Annotated in this window: 15 protein-coding genes; 11 read left to right on the forward strand and 4 right to left on the reverse strand. The window is 66.0% G+C overall.

The genetic code is table 11. The annotated features are described in order from the left end of the window. Positions 1 to 29: 29 nt before the first annotated feature. Together BM075_RS22825 and BM075_RS22830 are read left to right on the forward strand one after the other, a co-directional pair. On the forward strand, positions 30 to 857 hold the full coding sequence (locus tag BM075_RS22825) for a sulfite exporter TauE/SafE family protein (protein WP_093362938.1): 828 nt from the start codon (positions 30 to 32) through the stop codon (positions 855 to 857). 226 nt (positions 858 to 1,083) lie between these two features. Beyond that, complete coding sequence (locus BM075_RS22830) at positions 1,084 to 2,850, forward strand: thiamine pyrophosphate-requiring protein (RefSeq protein WP_093362939.1); 1,767 nt, start codon at positions 1,084 to 1,086, stop codon at positions 2,848 to 2,850. A gap of 119 nt (positions 2,851 to 2,969) precedes the next feature. On the opposite strand, the gene BM075_RS22835 is transcribed toward BM075_RS22830, so the two are convergent. The 3 genes from BM075_RS22835 to BM075_RS22845 form a co-directional block, all read right to left on the reverse strand. Next, entirely contained in the window at positions 2,970 to 4,508 is a 1,539-nt protein-coding gene (locus BM075_RS22835) for a tripartite tricarboxylate transporter permease (protein ID WP_093362940.1), read from the reverse strand. A gap of 10 nt (positions 4,509 to 4,518) precedes the next feature. Further along, on the reverse strand, positions 4,519 to 4,950 hold the full coding sequence (locus BM075_RS22840) for a tripartite tricarboxylate transporter TctB family protein (protein ID WP_093362941.1): 432 nt from the start codon (positions 4,948 to 4,950) through the stop codon (positions 4,519 to 4,521). Positions 4,951 to 5,047: 97 nt separating this feature from the next. Further along, positions 5,048 to 6,037 carry a Bug family tripartite tricarboxylate transporter substrate binding protein gene (locus BM075_RS22845; protein WP_093362942.1) on the reverse strand — a complete coding sequence of 330 codons (990 nt, stop codon included), beginning with the start codon at positions 6,035 to 6,037 and terminating at the stop codon, positions 5,048 to 5,050. A 185-nt stretch (positions 6,038 to 6,222) separates the two neighbouring features. Here BM075_RS22845 and BM075_RS22850 point away from each other — a divergent pair, with 185 nt between their 5' ends. The 9 genes from BM075_RS22850 (at position 6,223) to BM075_RS22890 (ending at position 17,559) form a co-directional block, all read left to right on the forward strand. Continuing rightward, positions 6,223 to 6,894, forward strand: a complete 672-nt coding sequence (locus BM075_RS22850; RefSeq protein WP_093362943.1) for a response regulator transcription factor — start codon at positions 6,223 to 6,225, stop codon at positions 6,892 to 6,894. Beyond that, positions 6,887 to 8,287: a sensor histidine kinase gene (locus BM075_RS22855; protein ID WP_093362944.1), complete on the forward strand. Its 1,401-nt coding sequence runs from the start codon at positions 6,887 to 6,889 to the stop codon at positions 8,285 to 8,287. Before BM075_RS22850 ends, BM075_RS22855 begins: the two co-directional genes overlap by 8 nt. Next, the gene (locus BM075_RS22860; RefSeq protein WP_093362945.1) at positions 8,284 to 9,318 is read left to right on the forward strand and encodes an ABC transporter substrate-binding protein; all 1,035 of its coding nucleotides are present in this window, start codon (positions 8,284 to 8,286) and stop codon (positions 9,316 to 9,318) included. The genes BM075_RS22855 and BM075_RS22860 overlap by 4 nt, the downstream gene beginning before the upstream one ends. A gap of 183 nt (positions 9,319 to 9,501) precedes the next feature. Next, on the forward strand, positions 9,502 to 9,735 hold the full coding sequence (locus BM075_RS22865) for a hypothetical protein (RefSeq protein WP_093362946.1): 234 nt from the start codon (positions 9,502 to 9,504) through the stop codon (positions 9,733 to 9,735). A gap of 193 nt (positions 9,736 to 9,928) precedes the next feature. Next, positions 9,929 to 10,891 (forward strand): sulfide/dihydroorotate dehydrogenase-like FAD/NAD-binding protein, encoded by a 963-nt coding sequence (locus BM075_RS22870; RefSeq protein WP_093362947.1) that lies wholly within the window; start codon positions 9,929 to 9,931, stop codon positions 10,889 to 10,891. 2 nt (positions 10,892 to 10,893) lie between these two features. Further along, a complete protein-coding gene (gene gltA, locus BM075_RS22875; protein WP_093362948.1) occupies positions 10,894 to 12,402 on the forward strand; it encodes an NADPH-dependent glutamate synthase in 1,509 nt (502 codons plus the stop codon). Between the two features lie 17 nt (positions 12,403 to 12,419). Next, positions 12,420 to 14,354, forward strand: coding sequence for a 2-oxoacid:acceptor oxidoreductase subunit alpha (locus BM075_RS22880; RefSeq protein WP_093362949.1), 1,935 nt, complete (start codon positions 12,420 to 12,422; stop codon positions 14,352 to 14,354). Then, the gene (locus BM075_RS22885) at positions 14,351 to 15,343 is read left to right on the forward strand and encodes a thiamine pyrophosphate-dependent enzyme (protein WP_093362950.1); all 993 of its coding nucleotides are present in this window, start codon (positions 14,351 to 14,353) and stop codon (positions 15,341 to 15,343) included. Before BM075_RS22880 ends, BM075_RS22885 begins: the two co-directional genes overlap by 4 nt. A 5-nt stretch (positions 15,344 to 15,348) precedes the next feature. Next, positions 15,349 to 17,559 carry a hypothetical protein gene (locus BM075_RS22890; RefSeq protein WP_143089934.1) on the forward strand — a complete coding sequence of 737 codons (2,211 nt, stop codon included), beginning with the start codon at positions 15,349 to 15,351 and terminating at the stop codon, positions 17,557 to 17,559. 179 nt (positions 17,560 to 17,738) lie between these two features. Here the strand turns inward: BM075_RS22890 and BM075_RS22895 are convergent. After that, a partial coding sequence (locus BM075_RS22895; RefSeq protein ID WP_143089935.1) for a DAK2 domain-containing protein occupies positions 17,739 to 18,004 on the reverse strand: 266 nt, incomplete at its 5' end.

An 18,004-nucleotide genomic window follows, 5' to 3' on the forward strand; every position in this document is an offset into this window, starting at 1 on the left:
CGAAGGTATAGCCACGGGTCGCATATACGATGGTCGAATTCACAATTGCCCAACTCCTGATGCTGGTGACTGGCGTTGCGGCAGCGGCAGTCCTCGCCGGGATCATGGCCGGCCTGCTTGGCGTCGGCGGCGGGATCGTGATCGTGCCAACGCTGTTCTGGATTTTGTCGCTTACGGATTTCCCTCGCGAACTGGCGATGCACATGTCCGTGGCGACATCGTTGCTGACCATCGTCTTCACCTCCATATCCTCGGCCCGCGCTCACCACAAACGCGGCTCGGTCGACGTGGGACTGCTCCGGCTCTGGGGTCCCGGCCTCGTCCTGGGAGCGTTGACCGGCGGCCTCGCGGCGAAATACATCGACGCCGATGGCCTGAAGCTGATATTCGGCGGCGTCGCGCTCCTTGTTGCTCTCAACATGGCGAGCCCGAAGACGCTCGTCGTGAGCAATTCACTTCCGAAGGGCAAGCTACTGAACGCCATGGTTTCCTACGTCGTCGGCACCTTCAGTTCCCTCATGGGGATTGGCGGCGGAACGTTGGGCGTGCCGATCCTCAGCGCCTGTTCAGTGGAGATCAAGCGGGCGGTCGGCACGGCAGCGGCCTTCGGGTTTCTCATCGCCGTTCCGGCCGTGGTCGGATTTGTGATTTCCGGAATGGCAGCGCCGAACCGCCCGCCCCTGTCCCTGGGATATGTCAGCCTTCCCGCGGCGCTCCTGATCCTGCCCTTCACCGTCAGCTTCGCCCCCGTCGGCGCCGCGCTCGCCCACCGGCTGGACGGCAAATGGATCAAGCGCGCCTTCGCGGTCTTTCTGGGGATCACTGCCGTCCGCATGCTTATGGCGGGCCTCTCCTAAGGGTTGGCCACATCAATGTGATTGCCCGGAGCGCCAAGGCTTCATGTCCGGCGGGAACCTGAGCGGACCGCAATCGTTGGACCTTCATCGAACGTACCGAAGTCGGTCCCGGCACAGACCGGAACCCGTATCGGTCGGCGATCGGAGCGACCTCCCCAATCCGACAGGGGAACGATTGGCCCGTTCGGACCCGCTCCCCCGCCGACCCGCATTGAAGGACATCACCATGACCGAAACCGTCGCCGACAACTTGCTCCGCCGCCTGTCCGAATGGGGTGTGACCCGGATCTATGGATACCCGGGGGACGGGATCAACGGCATCCTCGGTGCGCTCGACAAGGTGATGGACAATTTCGAATTCGTGCAGGCCCGCCACGAGGAGGAGGCCGCCTTCATGGCGTGCGCCCATGCAAAGTTCACCGGAGAGGTGGGCGTATGCCTCGCGACATCGGGCCCCGGTGCGATCCATCTGCTCAACGGGCTCTACGATGCACGGGCGGACCATCAGCCCGTCCTCGCCATCGTTGGCCAGCAACCCAGCACGGCACTCGGCGGGCACTTCCTGCAGGAGGTCGACCTGCCGGCGCTCTTCAAGGACGTGGCGCGCGATTACGTGCACATGTGCACGCACCCCCAACAACTCCGCCACCTCGTGGACCGCGCCTTGCGGATATCGAAGGGCAAGCGGGCGGTGACCTGCCTGGTCCTGCCCGCGGATGTGCAGGAGATGGATGCGGAGGAGCCCGCCCGCGCCCACGGCACGATGCACTCCGGTCTCGGCTATGCCGCCCTGCCCGGCGTGGCGCCCGAACCCGCGTTGCAGCAGGCCGCAGAGGTGCTGAACGCAGGAGAGAAGGTCGCGATTCTCGCTGGTGCCGGCGCGCTTGGTGCAACAGCGGAGGTGGCGCAGGTCGCCGAAACCCTGGGGGCGGGCGTCGCCAAGGCTCTGCTCGGGCGTGCCGTCCTGCCAGACCACCTGCCCTACGTCACCGGGTCCATCGGGCTTCTCGGCACCCGGCCCTCCTGGGAGATGATGCGCGACTGTGACACGCTCCTGATGATCGGCTCCGGCTTTCCCTACGCGGAGTTCCTGCCGAAGGAAGGCGCGGCGCGCGGCGTGCAGATCGACATTGACCCGGGGATGCTCTCCCTGCGCTACCCCATGGAGGTCAACCTCGCCGGCGACGCCGCCGCGACCCTCCGCGCCCTCCTGCCGTTATTGAAGCCGAAGACGCGGGGTGCCTGGCGAGAGACCATAGAGGCGAACGTCGCCGAATGGTGGGACGAGGTCGACAAACGTGCGCACCAGTCTGCCGAGCCGATCAACCCGGAGCGGCTGTTCTGGGACCTCTCGCCGCAACTCCCCGACAACGCCATCATCACCGCGGATTCCGGCACCTCGGCCAACTGGTTCGCCCGCGCTCTGAAGCTGCGCGAAGGCATGATGGCCTCGCTGTCCGGCGGGCTCGCCACGATGTGCCCGGCGGTTCCCTACGCAACGGCTGCCAAGTTCTGTTACCCCGACCGCGTCGCCATCGCCTTCGCTGGCGACGGGGCGATGCAGATGATGGGCAACAGCGCTCTCCTCACGGCGGCGAAGTACTGGCAGCGCTGGGAGGACCCACGCATGGTCGTCGCGGTTCTGAACAATGGCGATTTGAACCAGGTGACATGGGAACTGCGAGCCATGGGCGGATACCCCAAGGTCGAGGAAACCCAGAACGTCCCGGCGTTCAATTATGCCCAATACGCCGAATTGATAGGCCTGAAGGGCATTCGCGTTGAGGACCCGGAGGCACTCTCCGATGCCTGGGCGCAAGCGCTCTCTGCCGACCGCCCGGTGGTGATCGACGCCGTGGTCGATCCCAATGTGCCTACCCTGCCGCCGCACATCACCTATGATCAGGCGAAGAACTACATGACCGCGCTGATCAAGGGCGACCCGAACGCCGGCAAGATCGTCAAGCAGGCCCTCAAACGGGCACTGGCATAGACGCCAGGTCTTCTTGTGTCGGGAAATACCCTCGGGGGGAGCCGTCCGGACCCCGTCCGGACGGTGCGGGGGCAGACAGCCCCCGTCCGCCCCCAAAGCCGTCGCAGCAGCAGGCAGCCTCAGTCCGAGATCGCCCCTTCCTCGTCCCGCCGCTCGTGCATCTGCGCCTTCACCTTGCCGCCGATCACCAACGGCAGGATGAACCCGACGATGGCGATCAGCCACAGTATGATCGACAGGGGACTGTCGATCAGCGTCCACCAGTTGCCGTTGTCGATGGTGATGGCCCGGCGCAGGTTGTTCTCCATCGCGTTGCCCAGGAGCGTGCCGAGGATGATCGGCACCAAAGGCACGTCCAGCTTGCGCAGGATCCACCCCATGATGCCGAACCCGATCATCACAAGCAGATCGAAGGAGGAGCCGGAGATCCCGTAGATACCGACGAAGGAGACCATGGCAACGATGGGCATCAGGATGCGCGGCGGCACCAGGAGGAGTCGGGTGAAGAGGCCCACCATCGGAATGTTCATCGCCAGAAGCATGAAGTTGGCAATGAAGAGTGCCGCGATCAGGCCCCACACGACATCCGGGTTTTGGGTGAAGAGAAGCGGCCCCGGCGTGATATTGAGCGACAGCAGAACCGCCAGCAGCACCGCCGTGGTGCCGGAGCCCGGCACGCCGAGCGCCAGCATGGGCACCAGCGCCCCGCCGGCGGCGGCGTTGTTTCCGGCCTCGGGGGCGGCGACGCCGCGCGGGTCCCCGGTGCCGAAAGTCCCGTCCTTGTCCACCAGGCGCTTTTCCATCGAGTAGGAGATGAAGGATCCGAGCGAGGCCCCTGCCCCCGGCAGCACACCGGCGAGAAAACCGAGAAGGGAAGTGCGCAACATCGTCGGCGTGCAGGCTTTCAGCATCGACAACGGCGGCGTCAGCCGACCGATTTTGAGTTGCCGGCTTTCCGCGGTCGCCTCGCCGTGGCGTTCCTCAAGGAAAATGAACACCTCAGACAGCGCGAAGAGCCCGACGATGGCAACAAGGAAGTCAAGGCCGTCGTACAGGTGCACCTCGCCAAAGGTGAAGCGCGGAACGCCGGTCTGCGTATCTACGCCGATCATGGCGAGCCCGAGGCCGAGGGCCGCGGCGAAAGCGGACTTGGCCTGGTTGGTCGACGACACGCCGCCGAGCGTCATGAAGGCCAGCGCGAACAGGGCGAAATACTCCGCCGGCCCGAACAACAGCGCGATCTTGACGAGCTGCGGCGCGAGCAGGATCAGCCCCCACGTGGCGAGGAACGCGCCGACGAAGGAGGCGACGCCCGACAGCGACAGCGCCTCCCCCGCCTGACCCTTCAATGCCATCGGGTGCCCGTCGAGACAGGTCATCATCGCCGGCTCGTCGCCGGGAATGTTGAGCAGGATGGACGAGATGCGCCCGCCGTACATGGCGCCGTAATAAACCGACGTCAGCAGAATCAGCGAGGGCGTTGCCCCCAGACCCATGGTGAAGGCCAGAGGGATCAGGATGGCAACACCGTTCGACGGCCCAAGGCCGGGCAGTGCGCCCATGATCGTGCCGAGAAAACAGCCCAGGAGCGCGAGCAGGATGTTCTGCCAGGTCAATGCGACGGCGAAGCCGTCTCCGAGGTTCGAGAGAATTTCCATGGTGCTCTCCTCAGAAGCCGAGCGGACCGCGCGCGAGCGACAGACCCAGTACCAGGTGGAAGATCACGTAGATGCCGAGCGACGTGCCGACGCCGATCAGCATGGCTCCGAGCGCCGGAGAGCCGAGGCGCCAGGACAGGTAGGTCGCGGCGAAAGCGGTGGCGATGACGAAGCCGACTTCCGGCAGGGCTTCGGCATAGATGATCAGCACCACGATGGCGGCCAGCACCTCGGCCAATCGGCCGAACGCGGGCCAGTGCGGCTCCGGATCGGGCCGCAAGAGGATGGCGAGGCTGGACAGGCTGAGGACGGCGGCGATGATGATGGGGAAGGCCTTTGGCCCAACGGCGTCCGACAGGAAGCTCTCCTCGATCGCAAGCGCCGAAAACGCAAAGCCGATGGCCAGGAGGATGCCGAAGACGCCGAAAATCCGATCGCTCATGGGGATCTCCTTTGGCGGCAGGGGGATGGATGGCAACGGGGCGCCGCACGCAAGCCGGCGCGGCGCCCCTCCGATCTAAAATGCGTCCCGGGGGCGCTTACTTGATGATGCCGATGTCTTTCGAGATCTGCTGAATCCGCGCGACGGACTCGGAGACGAATTGCTGGAACTCCTCGCCCTGCAGGTCGAGCGGCGCCAGGCCGTTCGCTTCCATGATTTGCGTCCACTCATCGCTGGCATACAGCTCGCCGATCTTCTCGACCCAGCCGTTATACGCCTCGTCGGACATGCCGCCCGGCGCGTAGAAGCCGCGCCAGTTGGCGCCGATGGCGTCCACGCCCTGCTCCTTGGCGGTCGGGAAATCGGCGAACTCGCCGTCCAGCCGCTCCGGTGCCAGGACGGCGATCACGCGAATGTCGCCACTGTCGACGAAGCCTTTCGCTTCGGAGATGTCGCCGGTGAATGCCTGGACGGAGCCTGCCAGGAGCTGCGTCACCGCTTCCCCGCCGCCGTCGAAAGCGATGTATTTCACCGTGCGCACGTCTTCGACGCCATAGGCGTCGGCCGCGATCAGGACCTTCAGGTGGTCCCAGCCGCCCACGGCGGAGCCGCCAGCCACGGAGACCGAGCCGGGATCGGTCTTGATCATTTCAAGCAGTTGCGGAAGGTCCTTGATGTCGCTGTCCGCGGCAACCGCCAGCACGCCGTAGTCTGCACCCACCGACGCCAGCCAGCGAACCTGGTCCATCGTATTGCCCGGGAACGCACCTTGGGCAAGCCGGGTGGCGGTCGCCGAGGACGCAGCCACGATCAGGTCGTTGTCGTCGCCCCGCTTGTTGACCACCTCGGCATAGGCCACGCCACCACCGCCACCGGCGAGGTTCACGACCTGCATGGTCTTGTCGATAAGGCCGAGGTCCTGCAGCGTTTTGCCGACCTGTCGGCAGGTGAAGTCCCAGCCGCCTCCGGGGTTGGCGGGCGCGATGCATTCGGGATTCTCTGGCGAAAATCCTTGCGCGGCCGCCGCAAAGGCCGACGCCCCGACGAACGCGGCCGCAAGGGTGGCGCGAGTGGCTTTGAAAATCATGTTTTTCTCCTCCTGTTGGACGGGGTCAGGACCTTGCCCTCCACCGTCGTGACCCGCTTCTCCATGCCGCGCTTTGCAGCAGTCCGATCACGGGTTAAGCACAATGGGTATCGCAATTAGCTGTCATCAACCTGTCAGGGCACCGTGCAGCCGCGGAGACAGCCGAACCGAGGAGTAGACGGGCGATGCGCGTCCTGCTGGTGGAAGATGCGGAGGATCTGGCGCAGGCCGTCTCGACGCGGCTCGCCCGCTCCGGCATGGCCTGCGATACGGCCCCGAGCCTCGGCGCGGCACGGGATTACCTCGCCGTGCAAAGCTACGACGCGCTCGTGCTGGACATCAACCTGCCGGACGGCTCGGGCAAGGACCTGCTGCGCGACCTGCGCCGCCGGGGGGACCGCACTCCGGTGATGATGCTGACCGCGCTCCTGGCGGTGGACGACCGGGTGAGCGCGCTTGACATGGGCGCGGACGATTATCTCGTGAAGCCCTTCGACCAGCGGGAACTGGAAGCCCGATTGCGGGCATTGGTGCGGCGGGAGGCCGAGCACAAAACCGACAGCCTCATCCTTGGGCCGCTGGAGTTCATGCCCGCCGAGATGAGCGCACGACTGGACGGGGAGCGGCTGCACCTGACCCGGCGGGAAGCGGCGCTGCTGGCGCTCTTCATGCGCAATCCGAGGCAGGTTCTGAGCAAGGAGCGCCTTTACGACGGCTTGTTCGCCTTCAATGACGCGAATGTCGGGCTGAACGCGATCGAGCTCTATATCGCCCGCCTGCGAAAGAAGTTCGCCGGCAGTCGGATCTCCATCGGAACGCAACGGGGCGTCGGATACTGGATCGACAGCAATGGATAGCGCCGCGCGGGCGGACTTTCGCCAGCGCAGCCTTACCGCACGCGTCCTTCGAGCGGTGCTGGCGCTGTTCCTGATCGGCGGCGTGCTTCTGACCCTGACCGCCTGGATGAACGGTGCCCAGGCCGCGCGGCAGGCATATGACCGCCTGCTGCTCGGCGCGGCCGCCGACATTGCGGAGGCGATCCGGATACAGGCCGGACGCCCCGTGGTCGATCTGCCGTCCTCGGCCTTCGAACTCCTGGCCCAGGCACCGGATGACCGCATCGCCTATGCCGTGCGCGGTCCGGGCAACGCCCTGTTGACCGGCCACCCGGACGCCCCCCCGCCCCGGCAGGACCGAGAGGGCGCGCCGCGCCTGTTCGACGGCGAGATGCAGGGTGAGGACGCGCGCTTCGCCCAGTTCGCCCGCCGGTTCGCGGAGCGTGATTTCTCCGGCGTGGTGACCATCACCATCGGTCAGACGACCCGCGCCCGGCAGGCGATGGCGCTCGATCTCGCCGTGGACGCCCTTATCCCCGCCGTCCTCGCCGGGATCGCGCTCCTGCTGAGCGCGTTCTTCGTCGTCCGTTCCGCTCTGCGGCCACTGCAGACTATCGCGGACGACCTCCGCCAGCGCGACCCCTACGACCTGACGCCCATGGACACGACCGAAGTCCCTGCCGAGGTCGGCGTGATCGTCAACGCCATGAACGGATTCATGCGCCGGCTCGAGCGTCAGGTGGCGACGATGCAGAACCTGATCTCCGACACCGCGCACCAGTTGCGCACACCGGTTGCCGCCATTCGAGCGCAGGCTGAGATGGCCGCCGAGACCGAGCCAGACGTTGCCGCCCGCGAGACCTTTGAGCAGCTCGCGCAGAGGGCGAACACGCTGGGCGTATTGCTGGACCGGCTGCTGTCGCGCGCGCTCGTCATACACCGCACCGACTCCGCGCCACGCGCGCCGGTCGATCTTCGACATGTGGCGCTGGAGGTGATCGAAGCCCGCGATCACGAGGTCTTGGCACCCGACGTGGAGGTCGAGTTGGTCGTCGACGAGGTCCCCGCAGTGGTGCGGGCCGACGAATTCTCGCTTGTCCAGGCCGCCAGTAACCTGTTGGCAAACGCCCTGACGCACGGCCGGCCGCCCGTTCGGATGGGCGTTGTCACATCGGAGACGGTTGCGTGCCTTTGGGTCGAAGACGCTGGGGAAGGTCCGGACCCTGACACGCTGGACCGGCTCGGCCACCGCTTCGAGCGCAGTGCAAGCTCCCGGGAAAACGGCGCCGGACTGGGCCTGTCCATCGTGACCGCCGTTGCGGAGGCCTTCGATGGCCGTGTCGAGATGGAGCATCGGGAGGGCAGCTTCCGCGTTTCCCTGTGCTTGCCCCTCGCTCCGGAGGGCGAGCCATGATCCGGTTGCTCGCGACCTGTCTACTCCTGCTTGTCTCGCCGGGTATCCAAGCTCAGGAAGCAACGGCCACCTTGGGGACGGGCGCGCGCACGCTCGTCATGCGCTCCACCACCGACATCGCAATCATCCAACCTGCGCTAGAGGCATTTCTTGTCAGTCATCCGGACATGCGGATCGACTACGAACAGTGGGGCTCCAACGCGCTCTATGCGAACGCCTTGAGCGCCTGCACCGGCGAAACCCCTGCCGCCGACGCGGTGTTCTCCTCGGCCGTTCACCAGATGGTCGATCTGGTCAACAGCGCCTGTGCCAGCAGCTATCGCTCCGGTCTCACGCAGGCCCTTCCATCGGCACGACGGTGGCGTGACGAGCTTTGGGGGCTGACGGAGGAACCCACGGTTCTGATTTACAACCGTGCGCTGGTGCCGGCGGACGACGTGCCCGGCAACCGGTTCGAACTGCTCGACCTGATGCGGCAGAAGCCGGATGCCTATCGCGGGAAGATCGCGACCTACGACATAGCCGCCTCCGGGCTGGGCTACCTCTACGCCTTCAGCGACAGCTCGGAGGCCACAACCTTCGGCGCACTGCTGGAGGGTTTTGCCCGGACTCAGGCCGTGGCCACCTGCTGTTCGGCCGAGATCATCGAAGCCGTTTCGCAAGGCCGCTATCTTCTGGGCTACAACGTGCTCGGCTCCTACGTGCAGAACGCCGCCCCGACCAACGTCGGCGTTATCCTGCCGGAGGACTACACGATGTTCCTGTCGCGGGCGTACATGATCCCCAGGCAGGCGCGCGATCCCGACGCGGCGGCGGCGCTTCTGGATTTTCTGCTGTCGGTCGAAGGACAGGGGCTGCTGTCCCGGGCCGGGCTGATCTATCCCGACGACCCGTCGGAAACGGGGCTTTTGCCCAGCGCGAAACGCTTCATCGCCCTCGCACCCCCACTGCTCGTCGCGGTGGACCGGAGCAATGCGGAGACCTTCCTGTCGGTCTGGAACACGGCCTTTCCGCCGGTCGCCGTCCCTTAGCAGGGCCGCCGGGCGCCGGTCACTCGCCCCGTCCCCAGACACGTGCTCCGCAAGTAACAAGAATTCGGCATGATTTCGGCACAATCGCCACTTACGGCTCGCATTGTTACGAGGTGTTCAAGACGCGAGTCGACGTAAGGCGTAGTCCATTTCAACGGTCCCAGGCCCACACGGGAGACGTACATGACCGACCCCAAACGCATCGCCGACGAGCTCATGGTGCTGGCATCGGCAACCAATAACATGGGTCTGAGCAATGCCTCGCTCCAGATTACCCTCGCCGCGGGCGTTGTGCTGGCCGAGGCCGGCGGGCCGCAGGTGCCGGTTCCCGAGTGGGACATGGACGACAGCGAGGACGACCTTGCGGAATGGGAGCACTGCGGCAACGTCGTCGCATTCCGCCGTCCCGCAAGCTAAGGCACACCCCTCTCCCCACATCGCCTCCCCACCCTCCCCCCAACGGCACGGTTCGGTACAAGCGCCACGCGTATTGACCCGGATCAAGGCGGGCAGGCGGCGACCTGCTAGGGTCCGCGGAGACTCGGGCTGCGCGGCGGTTCTCTGAAACGAACCAGGCGTGGACCGGAGTTCGGCAGCAGGAGGAGAGCCGATGTCGACACGCGGAAACGGCGGGGGAGTCGCCGGAACGATCACGCAACCGCGCGAGGCTGGCCCACCCGATATCGTATCGTCCGATTTCCCCATCGTGACCCGGACAGACTTCTCCGACACCACGTTCCTGCTCGAAATTCTGCACCCGGCGATGGCAAAGGCGGCCAAGCCGGGCCAGTTCGTGATCGTGATGGTGAATGAACACGGCGAGCGCATCCCGCTGACCATCGCCGATTTCGACCGGCAGCGCGGCACGATCACCCTCGTCATCCAGGCCGTCGGCAAATCCAGCCGCGAAATGCAGGCGGAGTGCCGCGTCGGCGGCACGCTCTTCGGCATGGTCGGACCCATGGGCATCCCAAGCCACGTCTCGGACGCGAAGAAAGTGATTTGCGTAGGCGGCGGGCTCGGTGTCGCGCCGATCTTTCCGCAAGCGCGCGCCTTCAAGGAAAACGGCGCCTACGTGATCGGCGTGGTCGGGTTCCGCAGCGCGAACCTCATTTTCTGGGAGCACAAGTTCCGCTCTGTCTGCGACGAGTTCATCATCTGCACCGACGATGGTTCTGCGGGCCTCAAGGGTTTGGTGACGCAGGGCATCGAGGGCGCCATTGCCGAGCATGGGGACATCGACGAGGTGGTGGCCATCGGCCCGCCGATCATGATGCGCGCCTGCGCCGAGGCGACCCGCCCCCACAAGATCAAGACCATGGTCAGCCTGAATCCGATCATGGTGGACGGCACCGGCATGTGCGGTGGCTGCCGCGTGAGGGTCGGCGGGCGCATCAAGTTCGCCTGCGTCGACGGGCCGGACTTCGACGGCCACGCCGTCGATTTCGACGACCTGATGCAACGGTTGAAACGCTACCGCCCGCAGGAGCAGCAATCGCTCGAGCAATGGGACGAGAATTGCCGCCGCCTGCAGATGGCCCCCGCCGACGCCGCCGGCCACGGGAGTAAGTGAACATGGTGCGCAAGACGATCCGCAATATCCCGCAGGAGCGGGCGTTCATGCCTGTGCAGGACCCGGAGGCGCGGGCCGCGAACTTCGACGAGGTCGCGCTCGGCTTCGACGAGGCGGCAGCGCTGCTGGAAAGCGAACGCTGCCTGATGTGCCCGGAACCCGCCTGCATCGCCGGGTGCCCGGTCAGCATCGACATCCCCGGTTTCATCGAGAAACTGCTCAAGAACGACTACCGCGGCGCCTATGACCGCCTTACGGACTCCACCCTGCTACCGGCGGTCTGCGGCCGGGTCTGCCCGCAGGAGGAGCAGTGCGAGGGCGTCTGCGCGGTGGCGGTCAGCGGCGGGCTGGAGCCGGTCGCGATCGGGCGGCTGGAACGGTGGCTGGGCGACAAGGCCATTGCCGAGGGCTGGCACAAGTCGCGTCACATCGAACCCGCTCGCTTCCGCGTCGGCGTCGTCGGCTCTGGACCCGCCAGCATGGCCTGCGCGGCGGACCTGGCCAAGGCAGGCTGCGAAGTCACGGTCTTCGAGGCGCTGCACGCCCCCGGCGGGGTGCTGCGCTATGGCATCCCGGAATTCCGCCTGCCCAACAGCGTCGTGGACGCCGAGATCGGCCAGCTCGAAACGCTCGGCGTGGAGATCAAGTGCAACACACTCGTGGGGCGCCTCTTCACCGTGGAGCAGATGCTCTCCGAAATGGGCTATGACGCCGTCTTTATCGGCGCCGGCGCAGGCACGCCGAAATTCATGGACATCCCCGGCGAGAACCTGAACGGCGTGCTGTCGGCCAACGAGCTTCTGACCCGCTGCAACCTGATGCACGCGGGCGACTTCCCAAATTACGACACGCCGCTCGGCCTCGGAAAGCGCATCGCGGTGATCGGCGCGGGCAACACGGCGATGGATGCGATGCGCGTCTCGCTCCGGCTTGGCGCGGAGGAGGTCCACTGCGTCTACCGACGAACGGAGCTCGAGTGCCCGGCCCGGGCCGAGGAACTGCACCACGCGCAGGAGGAAGGGATCGCGTTCCACTGGCTGACCTCGCCGGTGGAGCTTCTGGGCGACGCGGAGGGCAACGTGCGCGCGCTCCGCTGCCAACGGATGGAGTTGGGCGAGCCCGACGAGTCCGGCCGCCGCCGCCCCGTCCCGGTGGAGGGGAGCGAGTTCGACTTCGAGGCCGACACCGTCGTTTACGCCATAGGCACCTCGCCCAATCCGATCCTCGGGCAAACGTCGAAGATCCGGCTCAACAAGTGGGGTTACATCGAGACCGACGAGACCCTGGCAACCTCGCTGGCGGGCGTCTACGCCGGCGGCGACATCGTGACCGGCGCGGCCACCGTCATCCTCGCGATGGGCGCAGGGCGCAAGGCGGCCGAAAGCATCCGGCAATACCTCGGCATCCGCGATAGCGCGTCCGTTTACGAACCGGAGCGGACCGGCTTCGAGGGCACGCTCTTCGGAATCGACCTCGCCGAGCGGAACTTCACCCATATCAGATTGATGTAGGCAGCGGGACACAGGCAATGACACCGACTGGCAAACAGCACCACGCCGAAACCGCCACGCTTTCCCGCGAGGAAACACCCGGCACGGGGCAAAGCTCCGCCGAAGTTCTCCAGGAACACATCGTCGAGATCGTGAGCGACTCCGGCGAGGGCGCGCAGCGCTGCGGGCAATCGCTCGCCGCCATCGCGGCACGATCCGGCAACGGGATCTGGACGGTTGAAATCATCCCCGCCGAGATCCAGCCGCCCCACCGCTCCGTTGCAGGGGCGAGCGGCAACCGCGTGCGCATCGCTTCGCACCGCGTCACGAACGTGGGTGACGAGGCCGACCTGGTGGTCGCCTTCAACGAGCAGGTCCTGCTCAGTCGCCTCCGCGCAGGCGAAGTGAAGCCAGGCGCCACGATCCTTTTGGAAAACATGTGGGCCGCCTACCCCGATCCGGACATCCGCGCCGCCTACGCCAAGGTCCGCGACGAGGTGAAGGCCGCCGGCTATCGCCTCTACGAGGTGCCGCTCGAGGTTGAGTGCCAGAAGTACGTCCCCGATCCGCGACGCGGAAAGAACATGTTCGTCCTCGGGATGCTCTGCGCGATCTACAGTCTGGATCCCGAACTGGCCCGCGCGCAGGTGCGGTTCACATTCGCCAAGAAGGAGCAGAAGATCGTCGATGCCAACGTGGAGCTTCTGGACGCAGGACGCGCCTGGGCGGAGCAGAACCTCGACCTGCGCTACGCCATCCCTGCCCCGCCCGTGACCGAGCCGCAGGTGGTGATGAACGGCAACGCCGCACTTGCGCTCGGCGTGGTGGCCTCCGGCATGGAGGTGTGCGCGATGTATCCGATCACGCCCGCGACCTCGGCCTCGCATTACCTGTCCAACATCTTCGAAAAAGTCGGTTGCGTCGTCCACCAGGCGGAAGACGAGATCGCCGCCTGCACCTTCGCCATCGGCGCCAGTTACGCGGGCAAGTGCGCCGTCACGATAACCTCCGGCCCCGGCCTGTCGTTGAAACAGGAGGGGATAGGTCTTGCCGTCATGGCCGAGATCCCACTCGTCGTGATCGACGTGCAGCGCGGCGGCCCGAGCACCGGCCTGCCGACAAAGGTGGAACAAGGCGACCTGATGGCCGCGATGTTCGGCGGCCACGGGGACGCGCCAAAGGTGGTCATGGCCGCTTCCTCCATCGAGGATTGCTTCTATTCCGTCATCACGGCACGCAAGATCGCGGAGACCTTCAACATGGTCGTGGTAATCCTGACCGACGCCGCACTTGCCACCGCGCAACAGCCCTACCCGCGGCCGAAGTTCAATGCGGACTGGCTCGCCCCGCCGGTGAACCAGAGCGCAGTGCCGGAAGACGCCCACCCCTATGACTGGGACGAGCGCACCGGCATTGCCACCCGCTTCATTCCCGGCCAGCCGAACGGGATGCACTGCCTGACCGGCCTAGCCCACGACCGCGACAGCCACGTCGCCTATGACCCGGAGATCAACGAGGAAGGCCTGCTGAACCGCTCCCGCAAGCTCGCGGCCCTGCAGACGACCCTGCGCCTCGCTCCTGTCTTCGGCGACGAGGAGGGTGACCTGCTTCTGATCGGCTGGGGCAGCACCCGCGGTGCCATCGAGGAAGCGGTGAGCATGCTTCGCGCGGAGGGCCACAAGGTCTCCTCGCTGCATCTGAAGTTCCTGCAACCCATGGCCTCTGGCATCGACGCGGTGATGAAGCGCTTCGGCAAGGTCATGACGATCGAGAACAACTGGAACGACCCGCCGAGCGACCCGCTCATCACACCCGACAACCGCCGCTACTCCCACCTCGCGCAGCTCCTGCGCTCGCGCTGGCTGATCGACGTCGACTGCTGGGGCAAGGCTCGCGGACAGCCGCTCAAACCCGCCGCCATCGTCCAGGCCGCACGGGCCAAGCTCGCTCAGGCGCAAGGGGAAGACCAATGAACGCATCCATGAGCCAATGCCTGATGCAGATGGTCCACACGGACTATGTCATCGCCGACTACCAGAGCGAAATTGCTCCGCGCTGGTGCACCGGCTGCGGCGACACCGCGATCCTGACCGCCATGCAGCGTCTGTGCCGCGACGAGCAGCTTCCGCCCGAAAAGACGGTCTGCGTCTCCGGGATCGGCTGCGCCTCCCGCCTGCCGCACTACATGAACGCCTACGGCTTCCACGGCATCCACGGGCGCGCCCTGCCCGTGGCGGAAGGGATCAAGATCCGCCGGCCGGACCTCAACGTCTTCGTCACCACCGGGGACGGCGACTGTTGCTCCATCGGCGCCGCGCACTGGCTCCACGCCATCCGCTACAACATGAACATGACGCTGCTGCTGCACGACAACAACGTCTACGGCCTGACCAAGAAACAGGCGTCCCCCACGTCCCCGCAGGGCATGAAGAGCAACACCACGCCATTCGGCGCGACGCTCAACCCATTGAACCCGTTGACGGTGACGCTCGGAGTGTCGAACGTCTCCTTCGTCGCGCAGGCGGTCGACTGGATCCCCGACCTGCTCTACGACATTCTGCGGCAGGCCTACCATCACAAGGGGTTTTCCTTCGTTCGCATCCTGCAGCGCTGCCCGAACTTCATGGAGCATCGGTTCGACGACTGGGTCCGCGACCCGTCCAAGATGCGCATCCTGACCCATGCCAACGGCCTTAGGCTGAAGCCCGAGGTCTCCCGCGTCTACAAGAACCAGGAAACGCACGACCCGCTGGACATGCCACGGGCGTTGGCTCTTGCCGCGCTGAAGGAGGAAATTCCGGTCGGCATCCTGTACCGCGACCCGACCGTGCCCTGCTACGACGAGTTGCGCGCGGGCGAACGGCCGAGCACGCCGGGCCTGGTGGAACTCGTGCTCAACGAGGAATTCGACAAGGTGGGCATCTGGCCCGCCGAGACGGCACCGGCTGCGGCCGGGGAGTGAAGATCATGCAACAACAGGCTGAAATCACGAAAACTCCCGCGTCCACCACCGCACCGACAGAAGACGAGGCACCGGCGCTGCCGCCGCTGCGCCCGGCACTCTTCGCCCGCTACACCGATCTGGAGAGCCTGCGTTACGACTACCCTCTCGTGCTGCTCGAGACGGGCGACGGGGGGCCGCTTTTCCGGCCGTTGAGCCGCATCGTCGACGACGTCCTGAGCGTCGCTGCACCGCCTGACGCGTCCGGCGAGGCCATGCGCCAGCAAGTGCTGCGGCTGGAGGCCCGCATTCGCCGCAACGTGGCGCTCGGGCGCGAGGGAATGCTGTCGGACCTTTGGCAGGACAATGCCACTCGCATGGTCAAGGAAAGCGGCCAGTCGCCATTCGGTTCGCTCGGGACCAACCTCGACATCGCCCGCAAGCGGCTGACGCTGGACGGGGTGGTGATCGGGTGCGACCACACCACGCCCGGAAAGGTCGTGACCCATACCTGGAGGGCGAAGCAGAACGCCAAGGCGCGGCGTTTCCGCCGCAAGGTCGAGGGGCTGATCCTGCGCCTGACGGACATCCTGAAGTCCGACCACATGAAATCCGACGAGGCCCACAGTGCGGGCGCGCTGGCCTCCGCCATGGGTCAGGATCAAGATTCTTCCATTGATTTCGGCTCCTTGTCGCGCATTCTTGATAGGGCAAGACCGGAAGACCGCCTCCCGGAAGATCGCGTCAGGCGCATCAAGACAGCGTTGGAAGCCCTTCAATGCCAGCCGTTTTTCGGCCCCGGACGCGCGACCGAGATCTGCCGCCGCCGCCCCGCGCCGTACAGCTACACCTTCGACAGTTGCGCCGCTGCTTTGGACGCCCTGCGCGAGCGGTTGCCCGCCATACTAGAGTTTACCAAGGCGGTGACGATTGCGGAACTGGAGGTCGAGAACAAATATCGGCCCGACTTACACGACCCGATCTTCGAGACGTTCGACGTGAGCGACCTGACGGCGGACCAGATGGAACTGCTGCCCGGGTCGTTGATCCTGCTTCACGACGGGGTCACCGAGTCCGCCGAGATCGCCCGCGCCTTCGAGGCGCTGGCTGGTGGCCTTCAGATCACCGTGCTGATCCAGGTCGATGACATTCTCGGCCCCACGTCGCCGGAGCCGCCGCGCAATTCCTTCGGCGCGGGGACCGCGCGGTTGGCATCCATGGCGATGGGGTTGAACAATGCCTTCGTCCTGCAGGCGTCCAGCGCGCATCTCTATCGGATGCAGGAGGCGTTTCAACGCGGAATTCAGCACCAGGGACCGGCGCTTTTCAGCATCTATTCCGGCGCAACCCGCACCGTGCCCGGCGTGCCGCCCTACGTGCTCTCGGCGGCGGCGACGGAATCGCGTGCCTTTCCCAACTTCACCTATGATCCGTCGGCAGGCTCGGACCTGGCGGCACGGTTTAATCTGGCCCACAACCCGCAGGTCGGCGTGGACTGGCCGGAGCATCGATTGGACTACGAAACGGCAGACGGAGAACGTCAGAGCGAAGCGCTGCCTTTCACGTTTGCCGATTTCGCGATCGGAGATGTCCGCTATCAGCGGTTCTGCCATCCCGCCGCGCAGGACGACTGGACGCCCGACATGGTCCCGTTCGGCCAGGCTGGATCCGGTCCGGGTGCCAAGGATCGCATACCGGAACCCTACGTGCTTGGCCTTACGCCTGAAAACGGCCTCCTGCGCGTCGGCGTGGACGACAAGATCGTTCAGGCGGCCGCGCGCTGCAACGACGCCTGGCGGCGGTTGCAGGAACTTGCAGGCATCAACAATTCCCACGCTCTGCGCCTGCTCTCCGAGGAGCGGAAAAACCGCGAGGCGTCGGCGATTGAAATCGCGGCCGCCTTGCCCACTGCAGACGCGACGCCTGCCCTCCCAGAGGCGCCGCCCAGCCCCGTTCAACTTGCGCAGGAGCCAGCCCCCGAACCGACCGGTGACGATCCGTGGATCGAGACCGCGCGCTGCACCACCTGCAAGGAGTGCACGCAGATCAACAGCGCCCTCTTCAAGTTCGATGAAAACATGCAGGCCTATATCGCCGACCCGGATGCCGGGACCTATCGGCAGATCGTGGAGGCGGCCGAAAGCTGTCAGGTGAGCATCATCCACCCCGGCCAGCCGCGGAATCTCGAGGAGGCAGACCTCGACGAACTGCGTGAGCGCGCGAAGCCCTTTTTGTGATCGACCGGTCCATCTCATGCCGGGAAAGCGTGTGGGCGGCGGCGTGCCGTGACGTCCGCCACCGCACGTTTGGCGCTTTTGGGATTGGGTATTTTTGCCAACAAGAGGGGCGGGGTGGCTTGGGGGTGTTGAGGGGTGCGGCGGCCGCCTTGGGGGGGCGGGCGCCGCGGTGGGTTGGGTCAGGCGGTGCCGGTGGCGAGCGCCTCGGTCATGGCGGCGAGCACCACGTGGGTGGAAGCGGCGCCGGGGTCGACGTGGCCGATGGAGCGGGTGCCGAGCTTTTTGGAGCGGCCGCGGCGGCTTTCCATGTCGCGGGTGGCCTCCGCGCCGGCCTTTGCGCCCTCGGCGGCCGCCTGAAGCACGCCCAGGGCGTCCGCCCCGTCTTTGGCCGCCTTGCGGGCGGCTTCGGCGGCGGGTTTCCAGGCGTCGATCATGGTCTTGTCGC

Source organism: Tropicimonas isoalkanivorans, assembly GCF_900112335.1.
Classification (GTDB): Bacteria; Pseudomonadota; Alphaproteobacteria; order Rhodobacterales; family Rhodobacteraceae; genus Tropicimonas; species Tropicimonas isoalkanivorans.